The 21,979-nt window shown below is 57.9% G+C and carries 24 protein-coding genes, 1 tRNA gene and 6 pseudogenes; 20 read left to right on the top strand and 11 right to left on the bottom strand.

Annotated elements, in window-relative coordinates:
- Positions 1 to 19 precede the first annotated feature (19 nt).
- Entirely contained in the window at positions 20 to 1,168 is a 1,149-nt protein-coding gene (yiaY, locus tag K5E37_RS23250) for an L-threonine dehydrogenase (protein WP_221535284.1), read from the top strand.
- Between the two features lie 140 nt (positions 1,169 to 1,308).
- On the opposite strand, the gene K5E37_RS23245 is transcribed toward yiaY, so the two are convergent.
- Positions 1,309 to 1,797 carry a DMT family transporter gene (locus K5E37_RS23245; protein ID WP_221535283.1) on the bottom strand — a complete coding sequence of 163 codons (489 nt, stop codon included), beginning with the start codon at positions 1,795 to 1,797 and terminating at the stop codon, positions 1,309 to 1,311.
- A gap of 78 nt (positions 1,798 to 1,875) precedes the next feature.
- Here K5E37_RS23245 and K5E37_RS23240 point away from each other — a divergent pair, with 78 nt between their 5' ends.
- The 8 genes from K5E37_RS23240 to K5E37_RS23205 all read left to right on the top strand — a co-directional run bounded on the left by K5E37_RS23240 (position 1,876) and on the right by K5E37_RS23205 (position 7,695).
- Positions 1,876 to 2,787, top strand: coding sequence for a LysR family transcriptional regulator (locus tag K5E37_RS23240; protein WP_221535282.1), 912 nt, complete (start codon positions 1,876 to 1,878; stop codon positions 2,785 to 2,787).
- 19 nt (positions 2,788 to 2,806) lie between these two features.
- Positions 2,807 to 3,544: a hypothetical protein gene (locus K5E37_RS23235; RefSeq protein WP_221535281.1), complete on the top strand. Its 738-nt coding sequence runs from the start codon at positions 2,807 to 2,809 to the stop codon at positions 3,542 to 3,544.
- Positions 3,545 to 3,579: 35 nt separating this feature from the next.
- On the top strand, positions 3,580 to 4,296 hold the full coding sequence (locus K5E37_RS23230) for a hypothetical protein (RefSeq protein ID WP_221535280.1): 717 nt from the start codon (positions 3,580 to 3,582) through the stop codon (positions 4,294 to 4,296).
- A gap of 3 nt (positions 4,297 to 4,299) precedes the next feature.
- Positions 4,300 to 4,716, top strand: a complete 417-nt coding sequence (fos, locus tag K5E37_RS23225; protein WP_221535279.1) for a fosfomycin resistance glutathione transferase — start codon at positions 4,300 to 4,302, stop codon at positions 4,714 to 4,716.
- A 60-nt stretch (positions 4,717 to 4,776) separates the two neighbouring features.
- Positions 4,777 to 5,415 carry a LysE family translocator gene (locus tag K5E37_RS23220; RefSeq protein ID WP_221535278.1) on the top strand — a complete coding sequence of 213 codons (639 nt, stop codon included), beginning with the start codon at positions 4,777 to 4,779 and terminating at the stop codon, positions 5,413 to 5,415.
- A gap of 77 nt (positions 5,416 to 5,492) precedes the next feature.
- Positions 5,493 to 6,842 (top strand): bifunctional diguanylate cyclase/phosphodiesterase, encoded by a 1,350-nt coding sequence (locus K5E37_RS23215; RefSeq protein ID WP_221535277.1) that lies wholly within the window; start codon positions 5,493 to 5,495, stop codon positions 6,840 to 6,842.
- 118 nt (positions 6,843 to 6,960) lie between these two features.
- Positions 6,961 to 7,116 carry a KGG domain-containing protein gene (locus K5E37_RS23210; RefSeq protein ID WP_077045875.1) on the top strand — a complete coding sequence of 52 codons (156 nt, stop codon included), beginning with the start codon at positions 6,961 to 6,963 and terminating at the stop codon, positions 7,114 to 7,116.
- Positions 7,117 to 7,191: 75 nt separating this feature from the next.
- A complete protein-coding gene (locus tag K5E37_RS23205; RefSeq protein ID WP_085605479.1) occupies positions 7,192 to 7,695 on the top strand; it encodes a DUF4142 domain-containing protein in 504 nt (167 codons plus the stop codon).
- Positions 7,696 to 7,745: 50 nt separating this feature from the next.
- On the opposite strand, the gene K5E37_RS23200 is transcribed toward K5E37_RS23205, so the two are convergent.
- Entirely contained in the window at positions 7,746 to 8,156 is a 411-nt protein-coding gene (locus K5E37_RS23200; RefSeq protein ID WP_011332870.1) for a low affinity iron permease family protein, read from the bottom strand.
- Positions 8,157 to 8,381: 225 nt separating this feature from the next.
- On the opposite strand from K5E37_RS23200, the gene K5E37_RS23195 reads away from it, so the two are divergent.
- Together K5E37_RS23195 and tam are read left to right on the top strand one after the other, a co-directional pair.
- The gene (locus K5E37_RS23195; protein ID WP_129972878.1) at positions 8,382 to 9,467 is read left to right on the top strand and encodes a type I restriction endonuclease; all 1,086 of its coding nucleotides are present in this window, start codon (positions 8,382 to 8,384) and stop codon (positions 9,465 to 9,467) included.
- Positions 9,468 to 9,629: 162 nt separating this feature from the next.
- Positions 9,630 to 10,400 (top strand): trans-aconitate 2-methyltransferase, encoded by a 771-nt coding sequence (gene tam, locus K5E37_RS23190; RefSeq protein ID WP_221535276.1) that lies wholly within the window; start codon positions 9,630 to 9,632, stop codon positions 10,398 to 10,400.
- Positions 10,401 to 10,440: 40 nt separating this feature from the next.
- Here tam and K5E37_RS23185 read toward each other — a convergent pair whose 3' ends face one another.
- The gene (locus K5E37_RS23185; protein WP_221535275.1) at positions 10,441 to 11,169 is read right to left on the bottom strand and encodes a bifunctional 2-polyprenyl-6-hydroxyphenol methylase/3-demethylubiquinol 3-O-methyltransferase UbiG; all 729 of its coding nucleotides are present in this window, start codon (positions 11,167 to 11,169) and stop codon (positions 10,441 to 10,443) included.
- A 523-nt stretch (positions 11,170 to 11,692) separates the two neighbouring features.
- On the opposite strand from K5E37_RS23185, the gene K5E37_RS23180 reads away from it, so the two are divergent.
- Positions 11,693 to 12,061, top strand: a complete 369-nt coding sequence (locus K5E37_RS23180; protein WP_221535274.1) for a DUF6124 family protein — start codon at positions 11,693 to 11,695, stop codon at positions 12,059 to 12,061.
- A 220-nt stretch (positions 12,062 to 12,281) separates the two neighbouring features.
- Here the strand turns inward: K5E37_RS23180 and K5E37_RS23175 are convergent, their stop codons facing one another.
- The gene (locus K5E37_RS23175; RefSeq protein ID WP_221535273.1) at positions 12,282 to 12,689 is read right to left on the bottom strand and encodes a type II toxin-antitoxin system HicB family antitoxin; all 408 of its coding nucleotides are present in this window, start codon (positions 12,687 to 12,689) and stop codon (positions 12,282 to 12,284) included.
- A 34-nt stretch (positions 12,690 to 12,723) separates the two neighbouring features.
- Positions 12,724 to 12,903: a type II toxin-antitoxin system HicA family toxin gene (locus K5E37_RS23170; RefSeq protein WP_221535272.1), complete on the bottom strand. Its 180-nt coding sequence runs from the start codon at positions 12,901 to 12,903 to the stop codon at positions 12,724 to 12,726.
- 185 nt (positions 12,904 to 13,088) lie between these two features.
- On the opposite strand from K5E37_RS23170, the pseudogene K5E37_RS29510 reads away from it, so the two are divergent.
- The 6 genes and pseudogenes from K5E37_RS29510 to K5E37_RS23145 form a co-directional block, all read left to right on the top strand.
- Positions 13,089 to 13,175: pseudogene (locus K5E37_RS29510) on the top strand (phage tail protein); the annotation flags it as partial.
- Complete coding sequence (locus K5E37_RS23165) at positions 13,159 to 13,365, top strand: tail protein X (RefSeq protein ID WP_221535271.1); 207 nt, start codon at positions 13,159 to 13,161, stop codon at positions 13,363 to 13,365. The pseudogene K5E37_RS29510 and the gene K5E37_RS23165, both read left to right, overlap by 17 nt.
- A 126-nt stretch (positions 13,366 to 13,491) precedes the next feature.
- Positions 13,492 to 13,941 carry a hypothetical protein gene (locus K5E37_RS23160; RefSeq protein WP_221535270.1) on the top strand — a complete coding sequence of 150 codons (450 nt, stop codon included), beginning with the start codon at positions 13,492 to 13,494 and terminating at the stop codon, positions 13,939 to 13,941.
- 55 nt (positions 13,942 to 13,996) lie between these two features.
- Positions 13,997 to 15,035, top strand: a pseudogene (locus tag K5E37_RS23155) (phage late control D family protein).
- A 30-nt stretch (positions 15,036 to 15,065) separates the two neighbouring features.
- Positions 15,066 to 15,629, top strand: a complete 564-nt coding sequence (locus K5E37_RS23150) for a glycoside hydrolase family 19 protein (RefSeq protein ID WP_221535269.1) — start codon at positions 15,066 to 15,068, stop codon at positions 15,627 to 15,629.
- Positions 15,611 to 16,156, top strand: a pseudogene (locus K5E37_RS23145) (lysis protein). The gene K5E37_RS23150 and the pseudogene K5E37_RS23145 overlap by 19 nt, the downstream one beginning before the upstream one ends.
- Before the next feature lie 55 nt (positions 16,157 to 16,211).
- Here K5E37_RS23145 and K5E37_RS23140 read toward each other — a convergent pair.
- The 4 genes and pseudogenes from K5E37_RS23140 to K5E37_RS23125 all read right to left on the bottom strand — a co-directional run bounded on the left by K5E37_RS23140 (position 16,212) and on the right by K5E37_RS23125 (position 18,866).
- A complete protein-coding gene (locus tag K5E37_RS23140) occupies positions 16,212 to 16,976 on the bottom strand; it encodes a hypothetical protein (protein WP_221535268.1) in 765 nt (254 codons plus the stop codon).
- Between the two features lie 164 nt (positions 16,977 to 17,140).
- A complete protein-coding gene (locus K5E37_RS23135) occupies positions 17,141 to 17,380 on the bottom strand; it encodes a type II toxin-antitoxin system HicA family toxin (RefSeq protein WP_221535267.1) in 240 nt (79 codons plus the stop codon).
- A 3-nt stretch (positions 17,381 to 17,383) separates the two neighbouring features.
- Positions 17,384 to 17,707 carry a hypothetical protein gene (locus K5E37_RS23130; protein ID WP_221535266.1) on the bottom strand — a complete coding sequence of 108 codons (324 nt, stop codon included), beginning with the start codon at positions 17,705 to 17,707 and terminating at the stop codon, positions 17,384 to 17,386.
- 500 nt (positions 17,708 to 18,207) lie between these two features.
- A pseudogene (locus K5E37_RS23125) lies at positions 18,208 to 18,866 on the bottom strand (SOS response-associated peptidase family protein).
- 95 nt (positions 18,867 to 18,961) lie between these two features.
- Between K5E37_RS23125 and K5E37_RS23120 the strand changes: the two are divergent.
- Positions 18,962 to 19,331, top strand: a pseudogene (locus tag K5E37_RS23120) (LexA family protein).
- Positions 19,332 to 19,380: 49 nt separating this feature from the next.
- Positions 19,381 to 20,656, top strand: a pseudogene (gene umuC, locus K5E37_RS23115) (translesion error-prone DNA polymerase V subunit UmuC).
- A 104-nt stretch (positions 20,657 to 20,760) separates the two neighbouring features.
- On the opposite strand, the gene K5E37_RS23110 reads toward umuC, so the two are convergent.
- Positions 20,761 to 20,834 (bottom strand) — tRNA-Gly (locus K5E37_RS23110).
- Positions 20,835 to 21,003: 169 nt separating this feature from the next.
- Complete coding sequence (locus K5E37_RS23105) at positions 21,004 to 21,888, bottom strand: alpha/beta fold hydrolase (RefSeq protein WP_221535265.1); 885 nt, start codon at positions 21,886 to 21,888, stop codon at positions 21,004 to 21,006.
- Positions 21,889 to 21,979: the final 91 nt, after the last annotated feature.

Raw genomic sequence — 21,979 nt, 5'->3', positions numbered from 1 at the left:
CCCAGTCAGGAGACGCGCCATGAGCAGCACCTTTTTCATTCCCGCCGTAAACATCATGGGCAGCGGCTGCCTCGACGACGCCATGAACGCAATCCGCAACTACGGTTTTCGCAAGGCGCTGATCGTCACCGACACCGGTCTGGCCAAGGCCGGCGTGGCGACGATGATTGCCGAGAAACTGGCGATGCAGGACATCGATTCGGTGATCTTCGACGGCGCCAAACCCAACCCGAGCATCGCCAACGTCGAGGCCGGGCTGGCGCTGCTCAAGGACAGTCGCTGTGATTTTGTCGTGTCCCTCGGCGGCGGCTCGCCCCACGACTGCGCCAAGGGCATCGCGTTGTGCGCCACCAATGGCGGGCAGATCCGCGACTACGAAGGCGTCGATCAATCGGCCAAACCGCAACTGCCGCTGATCGCCATCAACACCACCGCCGGCACCGCCAGCGAGATGACCCGGTTCTGCATCATCACCGACGAAACCCGCCACGTGAAAATGGCCATCGTCGACCGCAACGTCACGCCGCTGCTGTCGGTCAACGACCCGGCGCTGATGATCGCCATGCCGAAAGGCCTGACCGCCGCCACCGGCATGGACGCGCTGACCCACGCGATCGAAGCCTACGTGTCCACCGCCGCCAACCCGATCACCGACGCCTGCGCTCTGAAGGCCATGACCCTGATCAGCAACAACCTGCGTCTGGCCGTGCGCGACGGCAGCGACCTGGCCGCGCGGGAAAACATGGCGTACGCGCAGTTCCTCGCGGGCATGGCGTTCAACAATGCGTCCCTCGGTTACGTGCATGCGATGGCGCACCAGTTGGGCGGTTTCTACGATCTGCCTCACGGGGTGTGCAACGCGGTGTTGTTGCCGCATGTGCAGACGTTCAACGCGCTGGTCTGTGCCGATCGCCTGACCGATGTGGCCCACGCCATGGGCGCCGATATTCGCGGGTTCAGTCCGGAGGAGGGCGCAAAAGCCGCGATTGCGGCGATCCGTTGCCTGGCCAGAGACGTCGAGATTCCCGGTGGCTTGCGTGATCTGGGCGCCAAGTGCACCGACATACCGGTACTCGCCGCCAACGCCCTGAAAGACGCCTGCGGCTTCACCAATCCGCGCGCCGCGGATCAGCGGCAGATCGAGGAGATTTTCCGCAGCGCTTTCTGAGTCCGGATCGCACAACAGCAGTGACTGATCTGCCCTCATCGCGAGCAGGCTCGCTCCCACATTGGAATGCGATTTCCTGTGGGAGCGAGCCTGCTCGCGATGACGGAACTACAGTCACTGACGATTTACGAGTGATCGCTTCATCCCGCCGGTGCCAGGGACTTGGCGGCGGTATCACCAAACTGAATCAGCACCACCCCCGCCATCAACAACACCGCGCCGAACAGGCGCGGCAATGTCAGATGCCTCTCCACCAACCCGAACAGGCCGAAGTGATCCAGCACGATTGACGTGATCATTTGCCCGGCCAAAGCCAGCGCCAGAAATCCCGAAGCCCCCAGCTTCGGCAGCAATACCACCGCCAATGCGACGAAGCAGACCCCGAACGCGCCGCCGGTCCACATCCACAACGGCAGCTTGCTGGCGAGGGCCAGCGACGGCAATGGCAGGCGCAGGGCGACAATCACCGGCAACAACACCAGCACACTCACCACCAGCGAAGTCAGCGTCGCCCACAGCGGATGCCCCAACCCCCGGGCCAGATTGATGTTGATCGCACTCTGGAACGGCACCACCGCCCCGGCGAATACCGCCAACAGCAGCAATCCGACCCACTGCATCGTTCCCATGATCGTTCTCCGGCAAGGTTTTGCTGGACTCTAGGGTATTCGTCGAGCAGATTTAAATTCTGTTTTGGTATCTGGAACATGCATCGAATGAATGATCTGCGCCGCATCGACCTCAACCTGCTGGTGATTCTCGACGCCTTGCTCGGCGAGCAACACGTGACCCGCGCCGCCGAGCGCCTGCACCTGAGCCAACCGGCAGTCAGCCATGCGTTGGCGCGTCTGCGCGACTTGCTCGGTGATCCGTTGCTGGTGCGTGCAGGTTCGGGGCTGGTGCCCACCGCGCGGGCGCTGGAATTGGCGGCGCCGCTGGCGGAAACCTTGGCTCAGGTGCAATCGCTGCTGGCGCCCAACACCTTTGATCCTGCCAGCGCCCGTCGGACCTTTCGCCTCGCGATGTCGGACTACGGCGCGGCGATCATCCTGCCCGGGCTGATTCGCACGTTGCGCGCGGAAGCGCCGGGCATCGACCTGCAAATCAGCCATGCCAGCCGCGAAGGCATGGTCGAAGGCCTGCTCAACGGCGACATCGACCTCGCCGCCGGCGTACTCCCCGAATTGCCCGGCGAACTGCGCAGCACGCCGCTGTTCGAGGAGCGCTACGTCTGCCTTCTGGATCGCCGGAGCCTTCCCGCCGGAGGTGTTCTCGACCTGCCAACCTATCTCTCCCGTCCTCATGTCTTGCTGGAAATGCGCGGCAGCGGCACCCCGGAAATCGAACGCACCCTGACCGCCCTGCGCGAACGCCGCCGAGTCGCCATCAGCCTGCCGCACTGGAGCGTCGCGCCACGCTTCATCAGCGGTACGGATCTGATCTTGACCGTGGCTTCGCGGGCGTTGAATGAGGTGGATGACGAATCGCTGATCGTCGTGCCGCCACCGTTTGAAATTGCGCCGTTCACGTTTGTGTCGGCGTGGCACAAGCGGCGGGGTGGGGATCAGGCGTTGAACTGGTTGAATCGGCGGATTGAGCAGGGGATAGTGCGCGGCTGAAAACATCAAGGAGCGGGGCGTGACAGTGAAGTCTGGGTTTGTTGTGGGGCTGGCGCTTTTTGGGGCGCTGATGGCGGGGCGGGTGCTGGCTGATTGTGTGCCTGCGCCGGTGACGGGCGCGCGGGATTTTTCAGTGTGTAAGGCGTGGCCGGCCTTTCCAGGTTTGACGCTCAAGGCTGTCTCTAAATTTGAGCCGGATCCGGTGTATGGCAAAACCGGTGATGTCGGCAGTTACGATCTTGCGCTCTCTGTTGTCTCGGTCGAGGATCCGGAGCCTCTGGCCACCTATCACAAGCCTTCTGCATTCCAGTCCGATGCGTTCGCGCTGGAAAGTCTGGAGTTCGATACGGCGCGCTACAAATTGACCCCTGAAACTCGGGCCTTTGGTGTTCGGGTCGTCTTCAAAGGCTCCTCCCGCGTCAATCCCATGGATGAGACTTCGCTGTCCCTTTACGTGAAGGAAGGAGACACCTTACGCCCTGTGCTGGATCGACTTGTGGTGTATGGCTACAACGGAGAGTGGGACGGAAATTGTGCGGGAGAACGCGCGAGCACCCTGCGCACGATCGAGATTGGAAAGACCAGTTCGCACGGTTATGCCGATCTGATCGTCAAATCGGTGACTACGGGAATTGTTGGCAAAGGTGATCCAGACACTTGTGATGAGAAAACCACAACCGGTAAACCTGTGCTGACAACCCTTCGCTACGACGGAAAATCATACGTTTTGCCTAAAGGTTTCAAAGCCATCGAGTGATACAGAGCCAACGCGACTTAATTCAAGGAAGAACAATGCTCACCCCAACCCGACTTTTCATCGCCCTCAGCTTTTTCGCGATTACCGCCCAGGCGCAACCGGCCTGCGTGACAAAGAAGCATGACGACCAATCGCTCTCGCGCTGCAAACCATGGCCGGCGTTCAAGGAGCAGGTGATTGCCCTCAAGTCCACTTATGTACCGGATGCCGGTAATGACGATGCGGGCGTGTTTGATCTGGATCTGGCGGTGCTGAACAGCACCAACGCCAAGCCGATTGCCACTTACTCCAAACCCGGGGCCTACAACTCCGATGCCATCCGGTTCGACGATCTGGTGATCGACACTGCCCGCTACAGGCTGGCTCCGGATGTCCGTGCCTTTGGTTTGCGTTCGAAGTTTGAGCACAGCTCCCGCGCCAATCCATACGAAAAAACCGATCTGGCGCTGTATGTGCGTGAAGGTGGCAAACTGCGCCCGGTACTGGAAGGTCTGGTGGTCTATAAGAACCATGGTGAGTGGATGGATGAATGCGAAGGTGAAGGTCAGCAAATCCGCCGAACCGTAGAAATAGGCCCGGCCAGCCACAACGGCTATTCCGACCTGATCGTCACCTCAAGCGGCACGGCGATGAAAACCGTCAAGGCCGGCAAGGAGTGCGTTTCCCAGGATTCCCCGCTGAAGAAAACCCAAATCACCCTGACCTACGACGGCAAGCAATACACCCTCCCCGAAGACCTCAGAGGTTACTGACCGATGCTCACCGGCCTCAACCACCTGACCCTCGCCGTCACCGACCTGGACCGCAGCATCGCGTTCTACCGCGACGTGCTGAAGCTGCGAGTCGAGGCCAACTGGGACGCCGGTGCCTATCTGTCGCTCCCCGGCCTGTGGTTGTGCCTGTCCCTCGATATTAAGCGCCATCCCGAGCCCGCCGCCGACTACACCCACTACGCCTTCAGCCTTGGTGCGGCGGATTTCCCGCTGTTCGTGCAACAGCTTCGCGCCGCCAACGTGCAGGAATGGCGCGACAACCGCAGCGAAGGCGCGTCGTTCTACTTCCTCGACCCGGACGGGCACAAACTCGAAGCCCACGTCGGCGATCTGGCCTCGCGACTGGCCGCGTGTCGGCAAAAGCCCTATGCGGGGATGCGTTTTTTCAACGAGTCGTGAATATTCACAAACCGCTGGGATAGACTGGCGGCCACGTTTTCCGGGACTTGCAGGTTTTCCATGACTCCATCGTTGCTAATGGCCGTGCTGGCCTCGGGTTTCATCTACGGCATCACGCCGGGGCCGGGTGTGCTGGCGGTGTTCGGCATCGGCGCCGCACGTGGGCGGCGGGCCGGGGCAGGGTTTCTGTGCGGGCATCTGCTGGGCGATGTGATCTGGTGCAGCACCGCGCTGATCGCGATTGTCGGCGCCCGGGAAATCGGCAGCACCGCGTTCGATGTGCTCGGTGTGCTCAGCGGCCTGTACCTGTTCTGGCTCGGCTGGCGCGCGGTGCGGGCCAAACGCAGCAATGGCGATCAGCCGCACGGCGCGGCCCGTCAGCCGTTCTGGCACGGCATCCTGTTCGGCCTGACCAACCCCAAGGCCTATCCGGTGGCGGTGGCGACCTTCACCGCGTTGCTGTCGAGCCGCGCCGAACTGCTCAACTGGTCGATGCTGCCAATGCTGATCGCCTTGAGTTTCCTCGGCGGATTGCTCGCCTACGCTATCCTCATTGGCATCGTCGGGGCGCGCCAGGTGCGTACGCTGTACCAGCGTCATGAACTGGCGATCACCCGGTTGTGCGGGATCATGTTCATCGGTTTTGCCATCAACGCGCTGGTGCATGCGCTGCCGGGGTTGATGCCGAACAAGGCTTGAAAACAGTCGCTGGGATGCGAGGTCGAGGTCACGGATGGTTGAACAGTGCTGCATTGCCCGGACACCCACGCTGAACCATGGAAAGCCGAAATTCCGCGCCGCTGGCGAGTTACATCGATCTGTTGCTGGACGCCGTTTGCGCGGTCGACAAGCAAGGTCGTTTCGTTTTTGTCAGCGCGGCCTGCGAGCGGATTCTCGGCTACACGCCTGACGAACTGATCGGCCAGTCGATGATCGACTACGTCTACCCGGCCGACCGTGAGCGCACCCTGGCCGCTGCGAGCGACATCATGGGCGGCGAGCCCAAGCACAACTTCGAAAACCGCTACGTGCGCAAGGACGGCAGCGTCGTGCACATCCTGTGGTCGGCGCGCTGGTCGGAAGTCGATCAACTGCGCATCGCCGTGGCCCGGGACATCACCGAACGCAAACTCGCCGAGTCGCGTCAGGCGGCGCTGTACGCGATCTCCGAAGCGGCCCATGCGGCGGAGGATCTACTGGCGCTGTTCAAGCGCATCCACCTGATCATCGGCGAGTGGCTACCTGCGCTGAATTTCTCGGTGGCGCTGTACGACGAACACTGCGCGCAGCTGAATTTTCCCTATCACGTCGACGATGACGAGTTGCAACCGGAGCAACCCGGCACCGTCACCGGTCGCCTGTGTGCCGAAGTGATCCGCAGCGGTCAGCCAATCCTGCTGACCCCGGATTGCCCCCACGCGCCGCCGGAGTTCGCCGCGCTGGTGGTCGGCCAGCAATCGCCGTGCTGGCTCGGTGTACCGCTGAGTTCGAAAGACCGCACGATTGGCGCTCTGATCGTCAAAAGCCTGCCGGGCGGCGAGCGCTACACCGAGCGCGACAAGGAGTTGCTGCAATACGTCTGCGCCCAGGTCGCCACCGCCATCGAACGCCAGCAATTGCACGCCCGCCTGCGACGCATGGCGCAATACGACCAACTGACCCAGTTGCCCAACCGCGAACTGCTGCGCGACCGTCTCAAGGCTGCGCTCAGCCATGCGCGGGAACAATCCGGGCACATGGCGCTGCTGTACGTCGATCTGGATCGCTTCAAGCAGGTCAACGACACCTTTGGCCATGGGGTCGGCGACATGCTGTTGCAGACGGTGGCCAACCGGCTCAAGGGCTGCGTGCGCGAAACCGACACCGTGGCGCGGATCGGTGGCGACGAATTTGTGGTGCTGCTGCACAGCGTCCACGCCGCCGACGATGCCGACAGCGTGGCGGAAAAAATCCGACAGGTACTGGTGCAACCCATGCGCCTGGACGGGCACAACCTGCACATCGAACCGAGCATCGGCGTGGCCCGTTATCCCGAGCATGGTGACGAGGAACAGCAACTGTTCCGTCACGCCGACCAGGACATGTACACCGCCAAACGCCAGAATCATCGGCGGCTGGACAGCTGATTCGCGGTTCACCGTTCGTCGCGGCGACGGCAACTTTTCTAAACCTTTGGCGGTCAGGAAATTCTCAATCTAGGCGGGCACCTGCTCGCTTACGATCAATGCCAAGAGGTAGAGAATCATGCCTAACTCAAGAAACTCGAACTCGGGAAACTTCGCCAACGATCGAACGAAGGCGTCTGAAGCCGGTCGCAAAGGTGGGAAAACCACCACAACGACTGTCGACAAAGAGCCAAAAACCGACATGGGCCGCAAGCCTGCTCAGAAATCGAAGTAGTCGGCGAAGGTTGTTTTGATTGAGAGGCGGGGGCGCAAGCTCCCGCTTGAATTTCGAGAGAAGGAGGGCGCGACCATGAGCCGGATGGCCACCCGAGTACGCCACATCAGTTTTGTCAGCCTGTTGGGGTTGTTTGCCAGCAGCGCGTTTGCCCAGTCGCCCGCCGACTTCATCAATGAGGCCTCGGCCAAAGGCATGGCCGACATCGAGGCCAGTCGTCTGGCGCACAGCAAGGCCGAGTCCAAAGAGGTCAAGGATTACACCATCGTCGTCATCAACGACCGCACCACCGCCAACCAGCACCTGGCGAAAATCGCCAAGAAACTGGACCTCCCGGTTGCGCCCCGCGAAGAAGTCGCCGACAAGGCCAAGGCGTTGATGCCGGAAGTCAAAGAGGGCGCGAGCTTCGATCAGGCCTACGCCGCCAGCCAGGTCAAAGCCACGGAAGAAGCCATCGAACAGATCCAGCAGCAAGCCCAGACCACCGACGTGCCGGAGATCAAGGCGTTTGCCGACGAGACCCTGCCGAAGCTGCAGAGTCATCTGGAAATGGCTCGGGCACTTCAGGCAAGCCGCTAAATCCGTGGCAATGAAAACGGCGCTTTTTTAGCGCCGTTTTTTTTTGCCTGTCAGCATTCATTCAGATCCTGCTTCGGCTTGCTTTTGTCCCCCAGACCTTCCAGGTCAAACACCTCATTCTCGCCCATCGCCCGGTAATGCCGGCGCAGCGCCTCCAGCTGCTTAAGATCCAGCGACTCCAGCCCGAGCATCGCGTTCTGCGCCTCCTTGTTCACCCGCAGCAGTTCATCGAGTTTCAAATGCAGGATGTCGGTGTCGCGGTTCTGGGTGTTCTGGATCAGGAACACCATCAGGAACGTGATGATCGTGGTCGAGGTGTTGATGATCAGTTGCCAGGTGTCGTTGTAATCGAAAATCGGCCCGCTCAACCCCCAGAGCCCGATCAGAATCAAAGCCCCCATGAACGTCTTGGGGCTGCCGGCCCAGAGCGCCAGCGTTTGCGAAATCTTTGCGAATTTCATGGGCGTGTTCCTTGTTGGGGGGAGCTTGAAATTCAGACATCGCAGGGATGCGGAAAATTCTACTGACAGAGACTTGCTGTCTTTGAAACTTGATTGTTCCAGGTCACGGTTTTGAACGCTTTTGGAAGTGGGAACTTTCTTTGTGTGGGTTTGCGTCTAGGATCAAATGGCAGTCAATTTGCCAGCATGCGAGTGCACGGATAGAAACCCAGTCAGAGGCCGCTCATGGAATTCTTCGAAAAGTTAGCCAGTCTTGCCGCCAAAGTCCGGTTGCAGAGCGCTGCAATCCAGACAGAAGAAGCGACAAAAAATGCGTTTGTCATGCCCTTCATCAGTACTGTTCTGGGTTACGACGTATTCGACCCGACAGAGGTGACGCCGGAGTTCGTTTGCGATATCGGCACGAAGAAGGGCGAAAAAATCGATTACGCCATCATGAAAGAGGGCGAAGTGCAGATCCTCATCGAGTGCAAGAAAATCGGTGAGCCACTGCACATCAATCACGCCTCGCAGCTGTTTCGTTATTTCCACGTTACCAGTGCCCGAATTTCCATACTCACCAACGGCCAGGTCTACAAGTTCTTCACTGACCTGGATGCGCCGAACAAGATGGATGAGAAGCCCTTCCTTGAACTGGACCTTCTGGATATTGATGAGTATTCGGTGCCAGAACTCATCAAACTCACCAAGTCTGCGTTCGACGTTGATTCGATCATCAACGCGGCGGGTGAGTTGAAGTACGTCAGCCAGATCAAGAAAGTTATCGCCTCGCAGGTCAGCAAGCCGGATGACGATTTCGTCAAAGTGTTTGCTTCGAGAGTCTACGACGGGGTCATTACGCAGAAGGTGCGGGATCAGTTTCACGAACTGACGAGAAAAGCGGTCGTTCAATTTCTCAATGACCAGATCAATGACCGCCTCAAGTCGGCCATGAGCGGCACGATCCAGCCGACGCTGGCATCTATTCCGGCTGCGTCTGGTGGAACAGATCCGGTAGATCCCCGTGACGAATCCGACGATAAGGTTTTGACCACTCTGGAGGAATTGGAGGGGTATCACATTGTTCGGGCGGTCGTTCGATCGATTGTCGATGCTAAACGAATCGTTCAGCGCGACACCCAGAGCTACTTCGGGATCCTGCTTGATGACAACAACCGAAAACCGATTTGCCGCCTGCACTTCAACCGTTCGCAGAAGTACATCGGCATTTTCGACGAGGAGAAAAACGAAACCCGCCATCCCATTAACTCCGTGGATGATATCTACGAGTATTCAGATCAGTTGAAAAAGACCGTGGGCTATTACGACTAGTGCGGGACTTTCCAAAAAACCGGCCATCGGCCGGTTTTTTTATGCAAGCGAAGTCCGCGAAAAAAGTCGCGTGCTGCCGTCACGTCTTAAGTCGGATAGGGAATGCACAGGGAGTCGATGTATCGTAGCGAACCACTGCAAAAGTCCTGACAGGAGAACGCAATGACCTGGTCCGCCAAGCAATACGTCACTTTCGAAGATGAACGCACCCGCCCGGCCCGCGATCTGCTGGCGGCGATTCCCACGCCCGAGGCGCGTTCTGTGGTCGATATCGGATGTGGCCCCGGCAACTCGACCGAGTTGTTGGTGGAGCGTTTTCCGGGGGCGAAAGTGCAGGGGCTCGACAGTTCGCCGGACATGATCGATGCCGCGCGCAAGCGTCTGCCGCAGTTGCAGTTCGAGGTGGCGGACATCGATAAATGGGCCGATGAAGGGCCGTTCGATGTGATTTTTGCCAACGCCGTTTTGCAGTGGGTGCCGGATCACGCGACGTTGCTGCCGGCGCTGGCAGGCAAGTTGGCGCAGGGCGGCAGTCTGGCGATTCAGATGCCGGACAACCTCAACGAGCCGTCCCATCGGTTGATGCGTGAAGTGGCTGCCAACGGGCCGTGGGCCAGCAAACTCGCGGGCGCGGCGGGGCAGCGAACCGAAATGGCGGATGCCAGTGCCTATTTCTCGATGCTGCGGCCGCATTGCGCGCGGGTCGATGTTTGGCGCACGACCTATCACCATCAGTTGGCGGGCGGCGCCTCGGGTGTTGTCGAGTGGTTCAAGGGCAGTGGTTTGATTCCGTTCCTCAGTCCGTTGACGGAAGCGGAGCGGGCGGAGTATCTGGCGCACTATCTGGCGGAGGTCGCGAAGGCTTATCCGGCGCTGGCGGATGGTTCGGTGCTGTTGCCGTTTCCACGGTTGTTCATTGTCGCCACACGTTGAAATGAAAAAGGGCCGATTTGATCGGCCCGTTCTTTTGGAGTCAGCGTTGTACCGCGACCAGCATCATCATCGGTCGCTCGCGCTCTTCGGCGAGGGCCGGTTGCGCGGCCACTTCGGCATCGCTCGGGCCCCATTCATTGACGTGTTGAATCGTGAAACCTGCGTCGATCAACGCGTTGAGCAGCGTGCCGACCGTACGATGTTGCTTGATCACGCCGTCGGCCAGCCAGTTGGTCACCCGCTCGCCTTCCACCTGATAACTGTCCAGCGGCCAGCGCTTGTTGCCCTCGCTGTCGATCAGCCAGCCCGGATTGCGCGGCGCCATGAAGATCGGGTGCTCGATGGAAAACACAAAATGCGCACCCGGTTTAAGCGCTGCATGCAGCTTGGCAAACAGCCCCGAGAGATCCTTGATGTAGTGCAGCGCCAGTGAGCTGTAGGCCAGATCGTAAGTGCACGCGGGCAAATCGAGGTGTTCCAGGTCGGCACGTTCGTAGCGGATGTTCGCAGCCGAGGTGGTTTCCTTCGCCCGTTCGAGCATTTTCTCCGAGACATCCAGCCCCAACACTTCGGCAGCGCCTCGTTCGCTGGCCCAGCGGCAGAACCAGCCATAGCCGCAGCCCAGATCCACCACCTGCAAACCGTGCAGGGAGGGCAACAAGGCTTTCAGCGCCGGCCATTCCGGCGCGGCATCGAGGCCGCCGATGGAGCGGTTCATCTGGCTGTAGCCCTGGAAAAACTCGGGATCGTCGTAGATGTTCTGGGTCATGGGTTTGCTGCTCTTTTGAATTTGATTTAGGTGGCTCGGAGGCCACGGTTTTGAATCCCTCGAAAGATGATGGCGCGTATTCGTCGATGGCCGCGCAGGGGGAGGGTAGTGGGCGATGGGGAAATGCTAGCGGGTAGTGGCGAGTGTGAGAACCGGGCGAGTGTTGGGGATCTGTAAACGCAGTTTTTCGATTCGGGATGTTTAAAGCGTTGGCCATGTTTACTGAACCTTCCCACAAGGTTTTCAGGTTGTCCGTCGGAAGTGCGGGCTCTAGCCTTTGAGGGTCGCTGATGAATCGGCGATCGGGATTGGAACCCCGGCGACTTCACTGAATGCAAAGCGTCGTTCATGACGTATGCTTGCGCACCTTGATGGTGTGCACTCTGTTATGGCGGCTGTGCGCGGGAGACTTCGAGTCTGTCGGGTTTTGCTTGGTGGCCCGGGTTCCAACCTGCGTACAGCTGCCACCCCTTCGCGTGGAACCGAATGGGGCAGCTCTAACCATCACACCGAGTATCAAATCATGTTCAAGCCAACACCGAATCCCCCAGAAGTCGAAACCGACCCAACATCTCCCTACACCTCAGTCGACTCCAGAAAACTCAACGACGCCGCCAACCGCGCCCTCGATCACTACCTCTGCCCCGGCGCCCATGTCATGGGCACGAACAACGAGCCCGACCCGATGTACTTCGCCAACCCGGCCTACGACACCGAATCCCTGCTGGCCAACGCCAGCGAATCACTGGGTTCGGCATCCGAGATGCTCAACAACTTCGCCGCCACCCTCGACCCCACCCACCGCAGAACCGCAATAGGCATTGCGCAACTGGTGATGCTGGGGGAATTGGCGGTGAATCAGGCGCTGGATCATGTTGAGGTGAAAGGCTGATGCTTTGTTTTGGTGAAAAGGCTGAGCCGGATAAGAGCAAAATATAGTGAAACCTAACGGTATATAGGGACACCCGTTATACGTCGGTAGATTTATGTAGAAACAAGCAATTGTGAGGCTGTCTTAAATCCCGGCGTCGCTGAATCGAAGAGTAACTACGCCGATGCAACGTTTCAGCGGGCAAGAAAAAACCGGTCTACAAGACCGGTTTTTATCCGCTTCAACGTTGCTGCAAAACCTTGAGCGCCGCCGAGGCCAGGAATCCGGAGCGGCTTTTCTCTTCCGGATGGTGCAACACGTATTCATCGATACGGTTGAGCAGATAGCCCGGTAATGTGATGTTGAGTTTCTGAGCTTTGCCCAGGTATTTGGTCACATCAATATTCACCACCGCCCAAGTGCAGCCAGCGTATTTTGGATTGGCGGCATGCAGTGTGACCTTGTTGGCCGGCGGGATGGGCGAGCCGTCTTCGGCCAGAATCTCGAAATGGCCTTCGATGGCTTCGCGAGCCATGGCCATTGCATCGTCCAGATCATCTCCAGCGGAGAAGCAGCCCGGAATATCCGGCACCTCCACTCCCCAGGCATGTCCTTCATCACCCACTGAAATCGCGATCGGGTAAAGCATGTGTCGTCCTCCACGGCGCAATTGACCTGATGAGTCAAAGCAGCGCCTGCTGCAAAATACTGATGGCCGTTTTCTTGAGCAGATCCTTCTTTGGGTGAGGCACTGTGACCAAACCAGGTTTGGTCGGATGCTTGAAGTGATGATGACTGCCCCTGACCCGCACCAGATACCAACCGTCTGCGACGAGCTTGCCAATTAGAAAACGGCTATTCACAACACCTCCCTGTGGTGTGCTTGGTGGGTACTATACCCACGATTTTTTATCGATCAACACTATAACCACCGAGCGGTCATCGTCCTTTGATGGGGCTGGTGTTCTCGATGGTCTGGGCGGGGGGATACTTCAGTAGGACTGGGAACTTTCAGGTCGTGGCCAGAAAATGCAATGGGTTGGAGGGTGAAGAACAGAGCGCGCTGCTGCAGGGCGGTATCCCGCGCAAGCAGGCGTTTACATTGGAGTTTGTGCGTTATGGCGATGACCTGTAGAACGTCTGACGGAGATCTGCTCGACACCCTGTGTTACCACGCTTATGGCCATCTGAACGGAACGGTCGAGGCGGTGTTGGATGCTAATCAGGGCCTGTCCGATGAGCCGCAACCGTACCGCGCCGGTATCGTGATCGATCTGCCGGATCTGCCGGCACCCGATGACAATGAGGTGATGCTGTGGGCGTGAGAAGGCCGGAAGTATGGGGTGATCGGATGGGAAATGCTTGATGCCAAAAGAGTGGCCTCAAAGAATAGATGAGGTAGTATCCGGAGCTGGAAGCTTCATCAAATATGCAAGGATCGGGATGAAAATATGAGTGATCAGGACGAGTCGAAATACGAAGAAGAGCTCAAGGAGTTTTTCGAAAACAAGGTGAACGTTTCCGACTGGTGGAAGGGCAGAGATCTTGATTGGGTTCTTCAGGATTTGGTCTGGTCTGTCGATGTCAACAATGATGAGTACACACCAAACATTTCGATTACCACGGCGGCCGGCGTGATCGCGGGTAAGCTGATTTCTCGAAATACGTACATCAGCGAACTAGCAAACCAGATGTTTGGCGAGGAAAGTCTGAAGATCAAAGATGATTGGCTTCAGAAAGCGACGCCAAAACCAGGTGCAGAAAACCACCCACCTCAGTTTATTCACATCAAAGATGCTCAGGTATTTACTGGCAACGCGAGAATTCCTAACGACACAGGTGTTCTTTGGCGTGGGAAGCTCAGTGCGGTAATTGGTTTCAGTTACTCTGGTTTGGAGTGATCTATTTGAGATCAACTTGGCCCGGCATCTTGCCGGGTTTTTTATGAAAAATTTCATGACCCCATCATTTCGAGTTGTTGCTGATGGCGCTGACATTACCGAGCGGATCAATGGCCGCCTCCTGCAGCTGAAGACCACCGACAATCCGGGTATGGAGTCCAACGAGTTCGAGTTGCATCGACGACCGCGACGGCGCAGTGGTGCTGTCTCCGCGCGGGGCCAGCATCGAGATTTACCTCGGCTACACAGAAACCAAATTCACCCGAATCGGCCGATACGTCGTCGATGAGATCGAGCTATCCGGGCCGCCCGACACGTTGGTGATCACCGGCAAGGCCTGCGAAATGCGTGGCAGCGGTAAGACCACGCGCAGTGGCAGCTGGGAAAACGTGCCGTTGTCGCGGATCGTCGCCGCTCGCAATGGCTGGCAAGCGGTCTGCCCGGTGCAGACCAAGGTGCCGCGTGCCGATCAGCTCAACGAGTTGGATTTCAATTTCATCACCCACCTGGCCAAGCAATATGACTGCACAGCCAAGGTGGCCGACGGCAAGCTGCTGGTGATGCAGCGTCAGGGCGGGGAGAGCGCTTCTGGCAAGGCGCTGGGCACGGTGACTATCCAACGTCAGGATGTCAGTCGCTTCCAGTTCAGACTCGGTGACCGCAATACCCACAAGGCCGTGTCGACCAAGTACTAGGATAAGAAGAACGGCAAGCTCGCCGTGGTCACCCTCGACAACGACGAGTCGCCAGACAGCTTGCCGCCAGTGCACACCGACCGGCACATCTACTCGAACAACTCCGCTGCCGAAGCAGCAGCCCAGGCACGTCTCACTGCATTCAACCGCTCCACTGCCGGCGTTCGGCTGGAGATGGTGGGCCGCACCGACCTGTTTGCCGAACGATCGGTCAATGCTCTGGGCTTCAAGGTCGGGATCGACGGCGAATACCTTGTCGACTCGGTAGAGCAAGTGTTTACCCAAAGTGGCTGGAGCACGACAGTCGAGTGCAACGGCGGCAAGAAGGGCAAGGCGAAAGCCAAAGGCAAGAAGAAAAAGGCGGTGAAGGATCTGAAGGTCGTTCAGATCAAGCAGTAGCGCCGTAGTCCCACAATCTAGGAGAACCTCATGTCACTGACACAGCAACAGCTGCAACGCATCATGCCCAACGCCCGCCGCCAAGCGGGCGTTTTTGTTTCTGCGCTCAATGCCGCAATGGTCCGCCGGCAGATCAGCACGCTGCAACGGCAGGCCGCATTTCTTGCCCAGGTCGGACACGAATCCGGCGAGCTGAATTACGTGCGCGAGCTGGGCGGCGACCAGTATCTGGGCAAGTACGACACTGGCAGTCTGGCCGTGCGGCTGGGCAACACGCCCGAGGCCGACGGCGATGGCCAGCGCTACCGTGGCCGGGGGCTGATCCAGATCACCGGCCACAACAACTACCTGCGCTGCAGCTTGGCGCTGTTCGGCGATGAGCGTTTGTTGCGCACGCCGGAGCCGCTGGAACTGCCACAGTGGGCCGCCGAGTCGGCCGCGTGGTTCTGGTGGGTTCGTGAGCTGAACGCTCTGGCGGATCGAAACGAATTCGAAACCATCACGCGAAAGATCAACGGCGGCCTGAATGGCCTGCAGGATCGACTTCAGCTATGGGAGCGGGCGAGGGCGGTGCTATGTACCTCGGCGAACTGATCCCGGAGCCGCATCGGCTTTTTGGCAAAGTGGAGCTGCTGGTCACACTGGCCGGCGGATCCGCTGCCATCGCCTGGCAAGTGCAGGATTAGCGCTACGGCAGACAGCTCGCCGAGCAGGCGCGCCTCCACACCGAAACGCTCAATCAACTGGCCCTGGCCTCCGCCGCGCAGCAGCGCGCCGAACAAGACAAACGCCTCGCGCTCGAGCAGCGCCTGGCTACCAGTGAACAAACTCATTACTGAGCCTTGACCGATGTCCAACGTAATCAAGATCGCCTGCGTGACCGTCTTGCCACTGCTGATCTGCGCCTGTCAGTCCTGCTCGACGCCACCAGTGCCGGCAGCGGATCGGTGTCAGCCGCCACCGCCACCGCCACCGCCACCGGCGGCGTGGTTCACGGCCCCACAAGAGCCGAACTTGACCCAGCGCATGCTCAACGAATTATCGCCATCACCGATACCGGCGACCGGGGGCTGATCGCGCTGCAGGCGTGCCAAAGCTACGCCATGGCAGTCGTACGCTAGCCCGAATTTTTGACATCAAAAAACCCGCCGAAGCGGGTTTTTTAGTCAGCTGAAATCAGCCCACACGTCCTTCTTTCTGAGCGATATACATCAGCGCCCTATCAAGATCGTCCTCTTCCTGAGACGTCCAGACATGAGGTGGAAGGCCGGTTGGGGCAGACAACGTCTGGATCCCAGCCGAAATGGCACGCTGCGCATCAGAGGTTGGAGATTTCCAATCACTCATAGCGGTTACCGTCTTCGTTTTCGTATCCATTACGAAACCTCTCTGTTGCATCGCATTAATCATGTCCTGTTTTGAACCTGGCATTACGCTAAGGTTCATACTGCCCGTCCGTAGTTGGACGAACTTGGTTTCACCGCCAGTAAAATGGTCTCTCACAGCTGCGCTGGTAACCGCTCTGAGCCCGCAGTTATTAGCAGCGTAGCAATCCTTTGCAGGCTGAGCACCACTGCCAGAAAAAAGTGCTACGTCTCGGTGAGACATGAACATTCCAGCAGAAAAAATTAGCGCGCTTGTAGCCTTCTCAACCAGCCCGATGGTGACAGACAGTAATACCGTCCCATTGTTCACGTACATCTTAGCTGGCGGACGATTTTTGAGGTCCAGAACCGGAGCCGCGAACCAGCTTTTCCACGCTTCGATCAGAAGCGCACTTCCTGCAAAAACCATCCCAAACTGTGGGCTCACGGCCAGCTTATCGAAACCTGTATCGTCCACATAAGCGACGAGATTAGGTTGACCGTCAAAATTTTCAATCGACCATCTCGAGTCGCTAGTGAGCAAATGCTGAGCTCTGCAGATTACATTTGTGGTCATCCATGCACCGCTGTGAGTTTTCGGGATGGCTATTATCGCCATCCCGCTTGTGACGTCAATTCGATATCACTTTTAGCACGCATATATAGTGAATCAAAGAGGATTCGCCTACGCCGTATGGCGTTTCGTGCTACTCACTGCATAGGTACATGCAGAACATCTATTCATTTCAACGCTTCTTCATAGAATTTTGCCTTGCTGACACCGGCCTGTTTTGCCATGGAACTGACCAAGTCGGGGCCGAAAGGCTGCTTGGGGCAATCCACTGTCACAATGAACCGTCCTGCGTCAGTGGTCTTCACCCACTTCTCATGCGAGGTTCCAGTCCTTGGTCGAGGCTCAAATCCTAAAGCTTTCAGAGCTGTTTTGACCTGCTTGCAATCGAGAGGGTGATGTCTCGCCATTCGTTACGAAGCTAGCTTCAAAGGCATTGCGTCACGGAAGGCGAAGGCACTCTTCTTCCATCGATGGATATGGTTCATCGCTGAAATCAGATGGTACTTCGCTACGATCGGCATAGGCGATTTGCGTCTCAATAGCTGAGCGGCGTACGGCCGGTCTTCTCCATCGAGGATGTCTTGAAGGTAGTCGGCAACCTGTTCGTGCAGCTTGCGCTGAACTTCTTTTAGGCTCTCTCCTTGAACCCCCAAGCAAAGATCGATGCAGAAAGCCTGCCAGTAATCTTCCTTTCGCTCAGCGAAGCAGCGTAGCAAGATTTCATTCGGTTTCATGGGATCTCCTTTTGGTAAAGCGCTGCATACAAGATGTGGTCAACAGCTTATCCACAGCTTTATCAACACTGGACGGCGATTATCGACAAGTCAACAAGCTTGTCAATTCGGAAATTGTGTCCGATCACTTGCGCCCAGCTCATATGTAGATTTTCTACTGCGATTCCGACCAACGGAACCGGAGCAGTCACAGAGTTTTTTGGATCCAAGCAGTCCTTGCCATGGCTCTCACCGGGGAGTCTAGTCCGGGTTTTCGACATCGTTATTAATCTTTCTTAATCGGCCAAATGAGCTTGTTCTATAGGACTTATTCACAGGAAGATCTCGTATCACTTTTGTACCAAATCAGCGTTTTCGAGGGGCGTTTGGGGGGCTGAAATGTCCGTTGACTCCCTTTAAAACCCCGAGACCAAAAACGCCCGCGACTCAGTACATCACCTTCTTAGCGAGGAGTGCTGACTGAACCTCAGTTGAAGGACTGAATCAATCTGCGGGCCTGATCAGATTGGACCTTGGTTTCTGACATTTCCCACGGTCCGGTCAACCTTGAACCACTCAAACGTCTGTCGGTTCGCCCTGGTTCAGTACCATCTGCTCGGCGCGCTCTTTCGGCGTTGCCGGATCCAGCCATTCGCGGGCGAACTCTGGCGATAACGCCACCGGCCGCCGGTCGTGGATATCGACCATGCCACCTGCGCTGTCCGCGGTAAGATCACGAAGCCGTCGTGTCCACCTGGGTCGTGTTCCTATTCGGGTAATGGCCAATAGCGGCACAAAGGATCGGCGAACGGTCCCGGTGCCTGACCAGATAGGGCTGCTTCTTCGGCCCGCCTTCGTCGACCAACTCGAACCAGTTGTTGATCGCGATGATCGCCCGGTGCGGCCAGACCGCGCGGAAGAATGGGCCGTGGGCGACTTTCTCGACCCAGGCGATGATCGGTGTAGCATGGTCTTTTGCCCAATGCGGGCGCCACCCCCAGCGGATCATGTCGGCGTGAAGGAAGTCGCCTTCCTGATGGAAGAGGGCGAGCTGGGCGGTTGGTGCGGCGTTGTACCGCTCGAAACGTTGTTCCTCGGTTGAGTTGACCAGGGCGTTCGGCATGCTCAGCGCCGCCACGAAGTCGTGGATGCCGTCGTATTGTGAAAGTCGTCCGCACATAGCTCGCCCGCCTATAAGATATCTCCTACAGAAATTGACCGCAGGCGCTTCTGAAAGTTAACTGTGCATTCGTACAGTCTGGGAAGTCGAGCGTCATGAGCTATTCAATTTCAGGCCGTATTGCAGAGGTCGGCCGGAAGCTGCCTCCTTGTCTGTTCCAAGTCCCAGCTGGTTTTCCTTCGCCGGCGGCGGATCACATTGAGGCACACATCTCTCTGGATGAGGTGCTGAACATCCGTGCTCCGCATGTCTATCTAGTGAAAATTACCGGGGAAAGCATGCAGGGAGGCAGGCATCTTTGACGGGGATCTGGCGGTAGTAGATCGTTCGCTGGAGCCGACCCACGGTCACGTAGTCATTGCACTGTTGAACAATGAGCCTGTGTTTAAACGCCTGTGCCTTCGCGGTAAGGAAGTTATCCTGATGTCGGAAAACCCCAAGTATCCGCCACGATACGTACTATAAGGTGACGAACTGGCGATCTGGGGTGTGATAACCAGTAGCGTGCGCAGCCATGTCTAAGCAGCTGCCGGTATTCGGCCTGATCGATTGCCACAGCTTCTACGCCAGCTGTGATCGTGTGTTCCGACCAGACCTGGCCAAAGTGCCCATCGTGGTGCTGTCGAACAACGACGGCTGCGTCATCGCCCGCAGTTACGACGCCAAGCCCTACGTGAAAATGGGCGGGCCGTACTTCCAGATCAGAGACAAACTCAAGCAACACGGCATCGTCCCGTTCTCCTCGAACTACGCGCTGTTCGGCGACATGAGCGAACGTGTCATGACCTTGATCAAGTCGATAGTGCCGGCCGTCGAGGTCTACAGCATCGACGAAGCCTTTGTCGACCTCACCGGCATCAACGACGTGGACAGTCTCGGCCGCAGGATCCGCAGCCAGGTGCTGCGATGCACGGTATCCCGGTCGGCGTCGGCATCGCACACACCAAGACCCTGGCCAAGCTGGCCAACCAAATAGCCAAACGCCTGCAGGCGCAAACCGGTGGTGTCGTGAACATGTGCGATCCGATCAAGCGCGACTGGGTGTTATGCAACACGGACGTAGCCGGGGGCTGGGGAGTAGGGCGACGCATGAAGCTGCACCTGGATGGCATGGGCATCAAGACCGCGATGGACCTGGCGAAGGCAGACGCCTGGGCGCTACGAAAAAATTTCAGCGTGGTGATCGAGAAGACCGCCTGTGAATTGGCTGGCACTGCATGTCTTGAGTTGGACGAGCCGGATCAGCCCAAGCAGGAGATCTGCTGCAGCAGGATGTTCGGTAAGCGCCTCACAGAACTGGCACCGATCAAGGAAGCCGTCGCCACATACGTGATGCGCGCCTCGGAAAAATTGCGGACCCAGAACTCACTGTGTAAGAAAGTCCGCGTCAGCATTCGCACCGGCATGGTTAATCCGTTCGAGGCCAAATACGCAAACGGCGTCCTGATCGAACTGCCATATTCCACTGATGATGTGCGTCTGCTTACCAAGGCCGCCGTCAATGCTGTCGAGCGCGTATTCCGGCCGGGATTCAAATACAGCAAGGCAGAGGTGATGTTCGTCAATCTGTGCCAGCCTGGTGAATTCACCGAGGATCTATTTGCCACCACGCAATCGGCCGAGGCGACGAACCTGATGACGGTGCTGGATAAGATCAATGAGAGGTGGGCAGGGGAACACTGCGGTCTGCGGGTGTGCCGATCAATCCCGATAGGGCAATGCGGCGCGAGATGATGAGTCAGAGCTACACGACAAAGCTTGATCAGTTGTGGAGGGTCGCTTGCAGGTAGCAGAGGTGCCAGGTTCTGTTCGTTACCGGACACTAAGAACCGGAAACAGACACCTTAACGGACACCTTGGAGTATCGGGGGTAGGCTGGAAGCCTTGAAAATAGTGGAGCGGGTGAAGGGAATCGAACCCTCGTTATCAGCTTGGGAAGCTGGAGTAATGCCATTATACGACACCCGCTCAGAGCGGCTGACTTTGTACCAGACTCGGCCACGGATTTGAAGTTTTCTTTGCGTGTGGCGAGTGGAAAAGCCTGAATCAGAGCCGGATCGGTCAATCGCGGGCAAGCGTTGCGGGCTGGAGGACGGCTGAATCCCGGACCCGCAGGCTTGCTCGCGACGACACTGTTTCAAATGGCCAATGCATGGTGATCCTGGACGAGCTGGTAACGCGTTCGGCTGGCCTGTTGCGCCGGTTTCAGGAAACCGAGCAGGGCGTTCTGGCTGTCCCGGCAGGCCGACTTGTGTTCCATGTCGAGGAAGTGCCCGGTGGCCTGCAGGGTGGTGAAGGTGCTCTGCGCGACATGGTTGCCGAACAGGCGCGCATCTTCGGCGGCGGTGTATTCGTCCCATTCGCCGTTCATGAACAGCACCGGTACGTTGATTTTCTTTGCCGCATTCAGATAGCACTGACGGTCGCTGTGCAGCACGTCGCTGATGTGGAAATGCATCTGCCCGTATTCGTGCTCGGCCAGGCTGCTGACGTGGCGGTAGTTGAAGCGCTTGAACAGCGACGGCAGGTGTTTGCCGATGGTGTTGTTGACGAGGTGGCCGACCCGGTCGCCGTCACGTTGGCCGAGGCATTCGACGCCGCGTTCGAGGTAATCGAGCATGTGCGCGTTGATCACCGGGGAGAACGAGCTGATCACGGCTTTTTCGATGCGCCGAGGCTGATGGGCGAGGGCGACCATGGTCGCGGCGCCACCCCAGGAGAACGACAGCACGTGTTCGGCCGCGAAGTGATCGATCAGTTCCAGCAGGATCAGACCTTCGACTTCCTTCGTCAGATGTTTCTCGTGGCGGTTGTGGACTTTCGACTTGCCCGCGTAAGGCTGGTCGTAGCAGACCACGTTGAATTGCGGGTGCAGATTTTTCACGGTTTGTGCAAACGACGCAGTCGTGGCCATCGAGCCGTTGACCAGGATGATGGTCTTTTCTGCGGCGTCTGCGCGATAGAACTCCGTGTAAACCCGATACTGACCCTGTATATCCAGCACAGCGATTTCTGGCCTCATGTCATAAGACTCCTGGCAAGCAAGCGGGTATGCGCGCAAATAGAGATTGCACGAGCTTTGTGACAGGTAGGCATACGCCTGGAATTTTGGA

Source organism: Pseudomonas sp. RIT778 (genome assembly GCF_019718735.1).
GTDB lineage: Bacteria > Pseudomonadota > Gammaproteobacteria > Pseudomonadales > Pseudomonadaceae > Aquipseudomonas > Aquipseudomonas aphyarum.
This window is presented reverse-complemented; position numbering and strand designations above follow the sequence as displayed.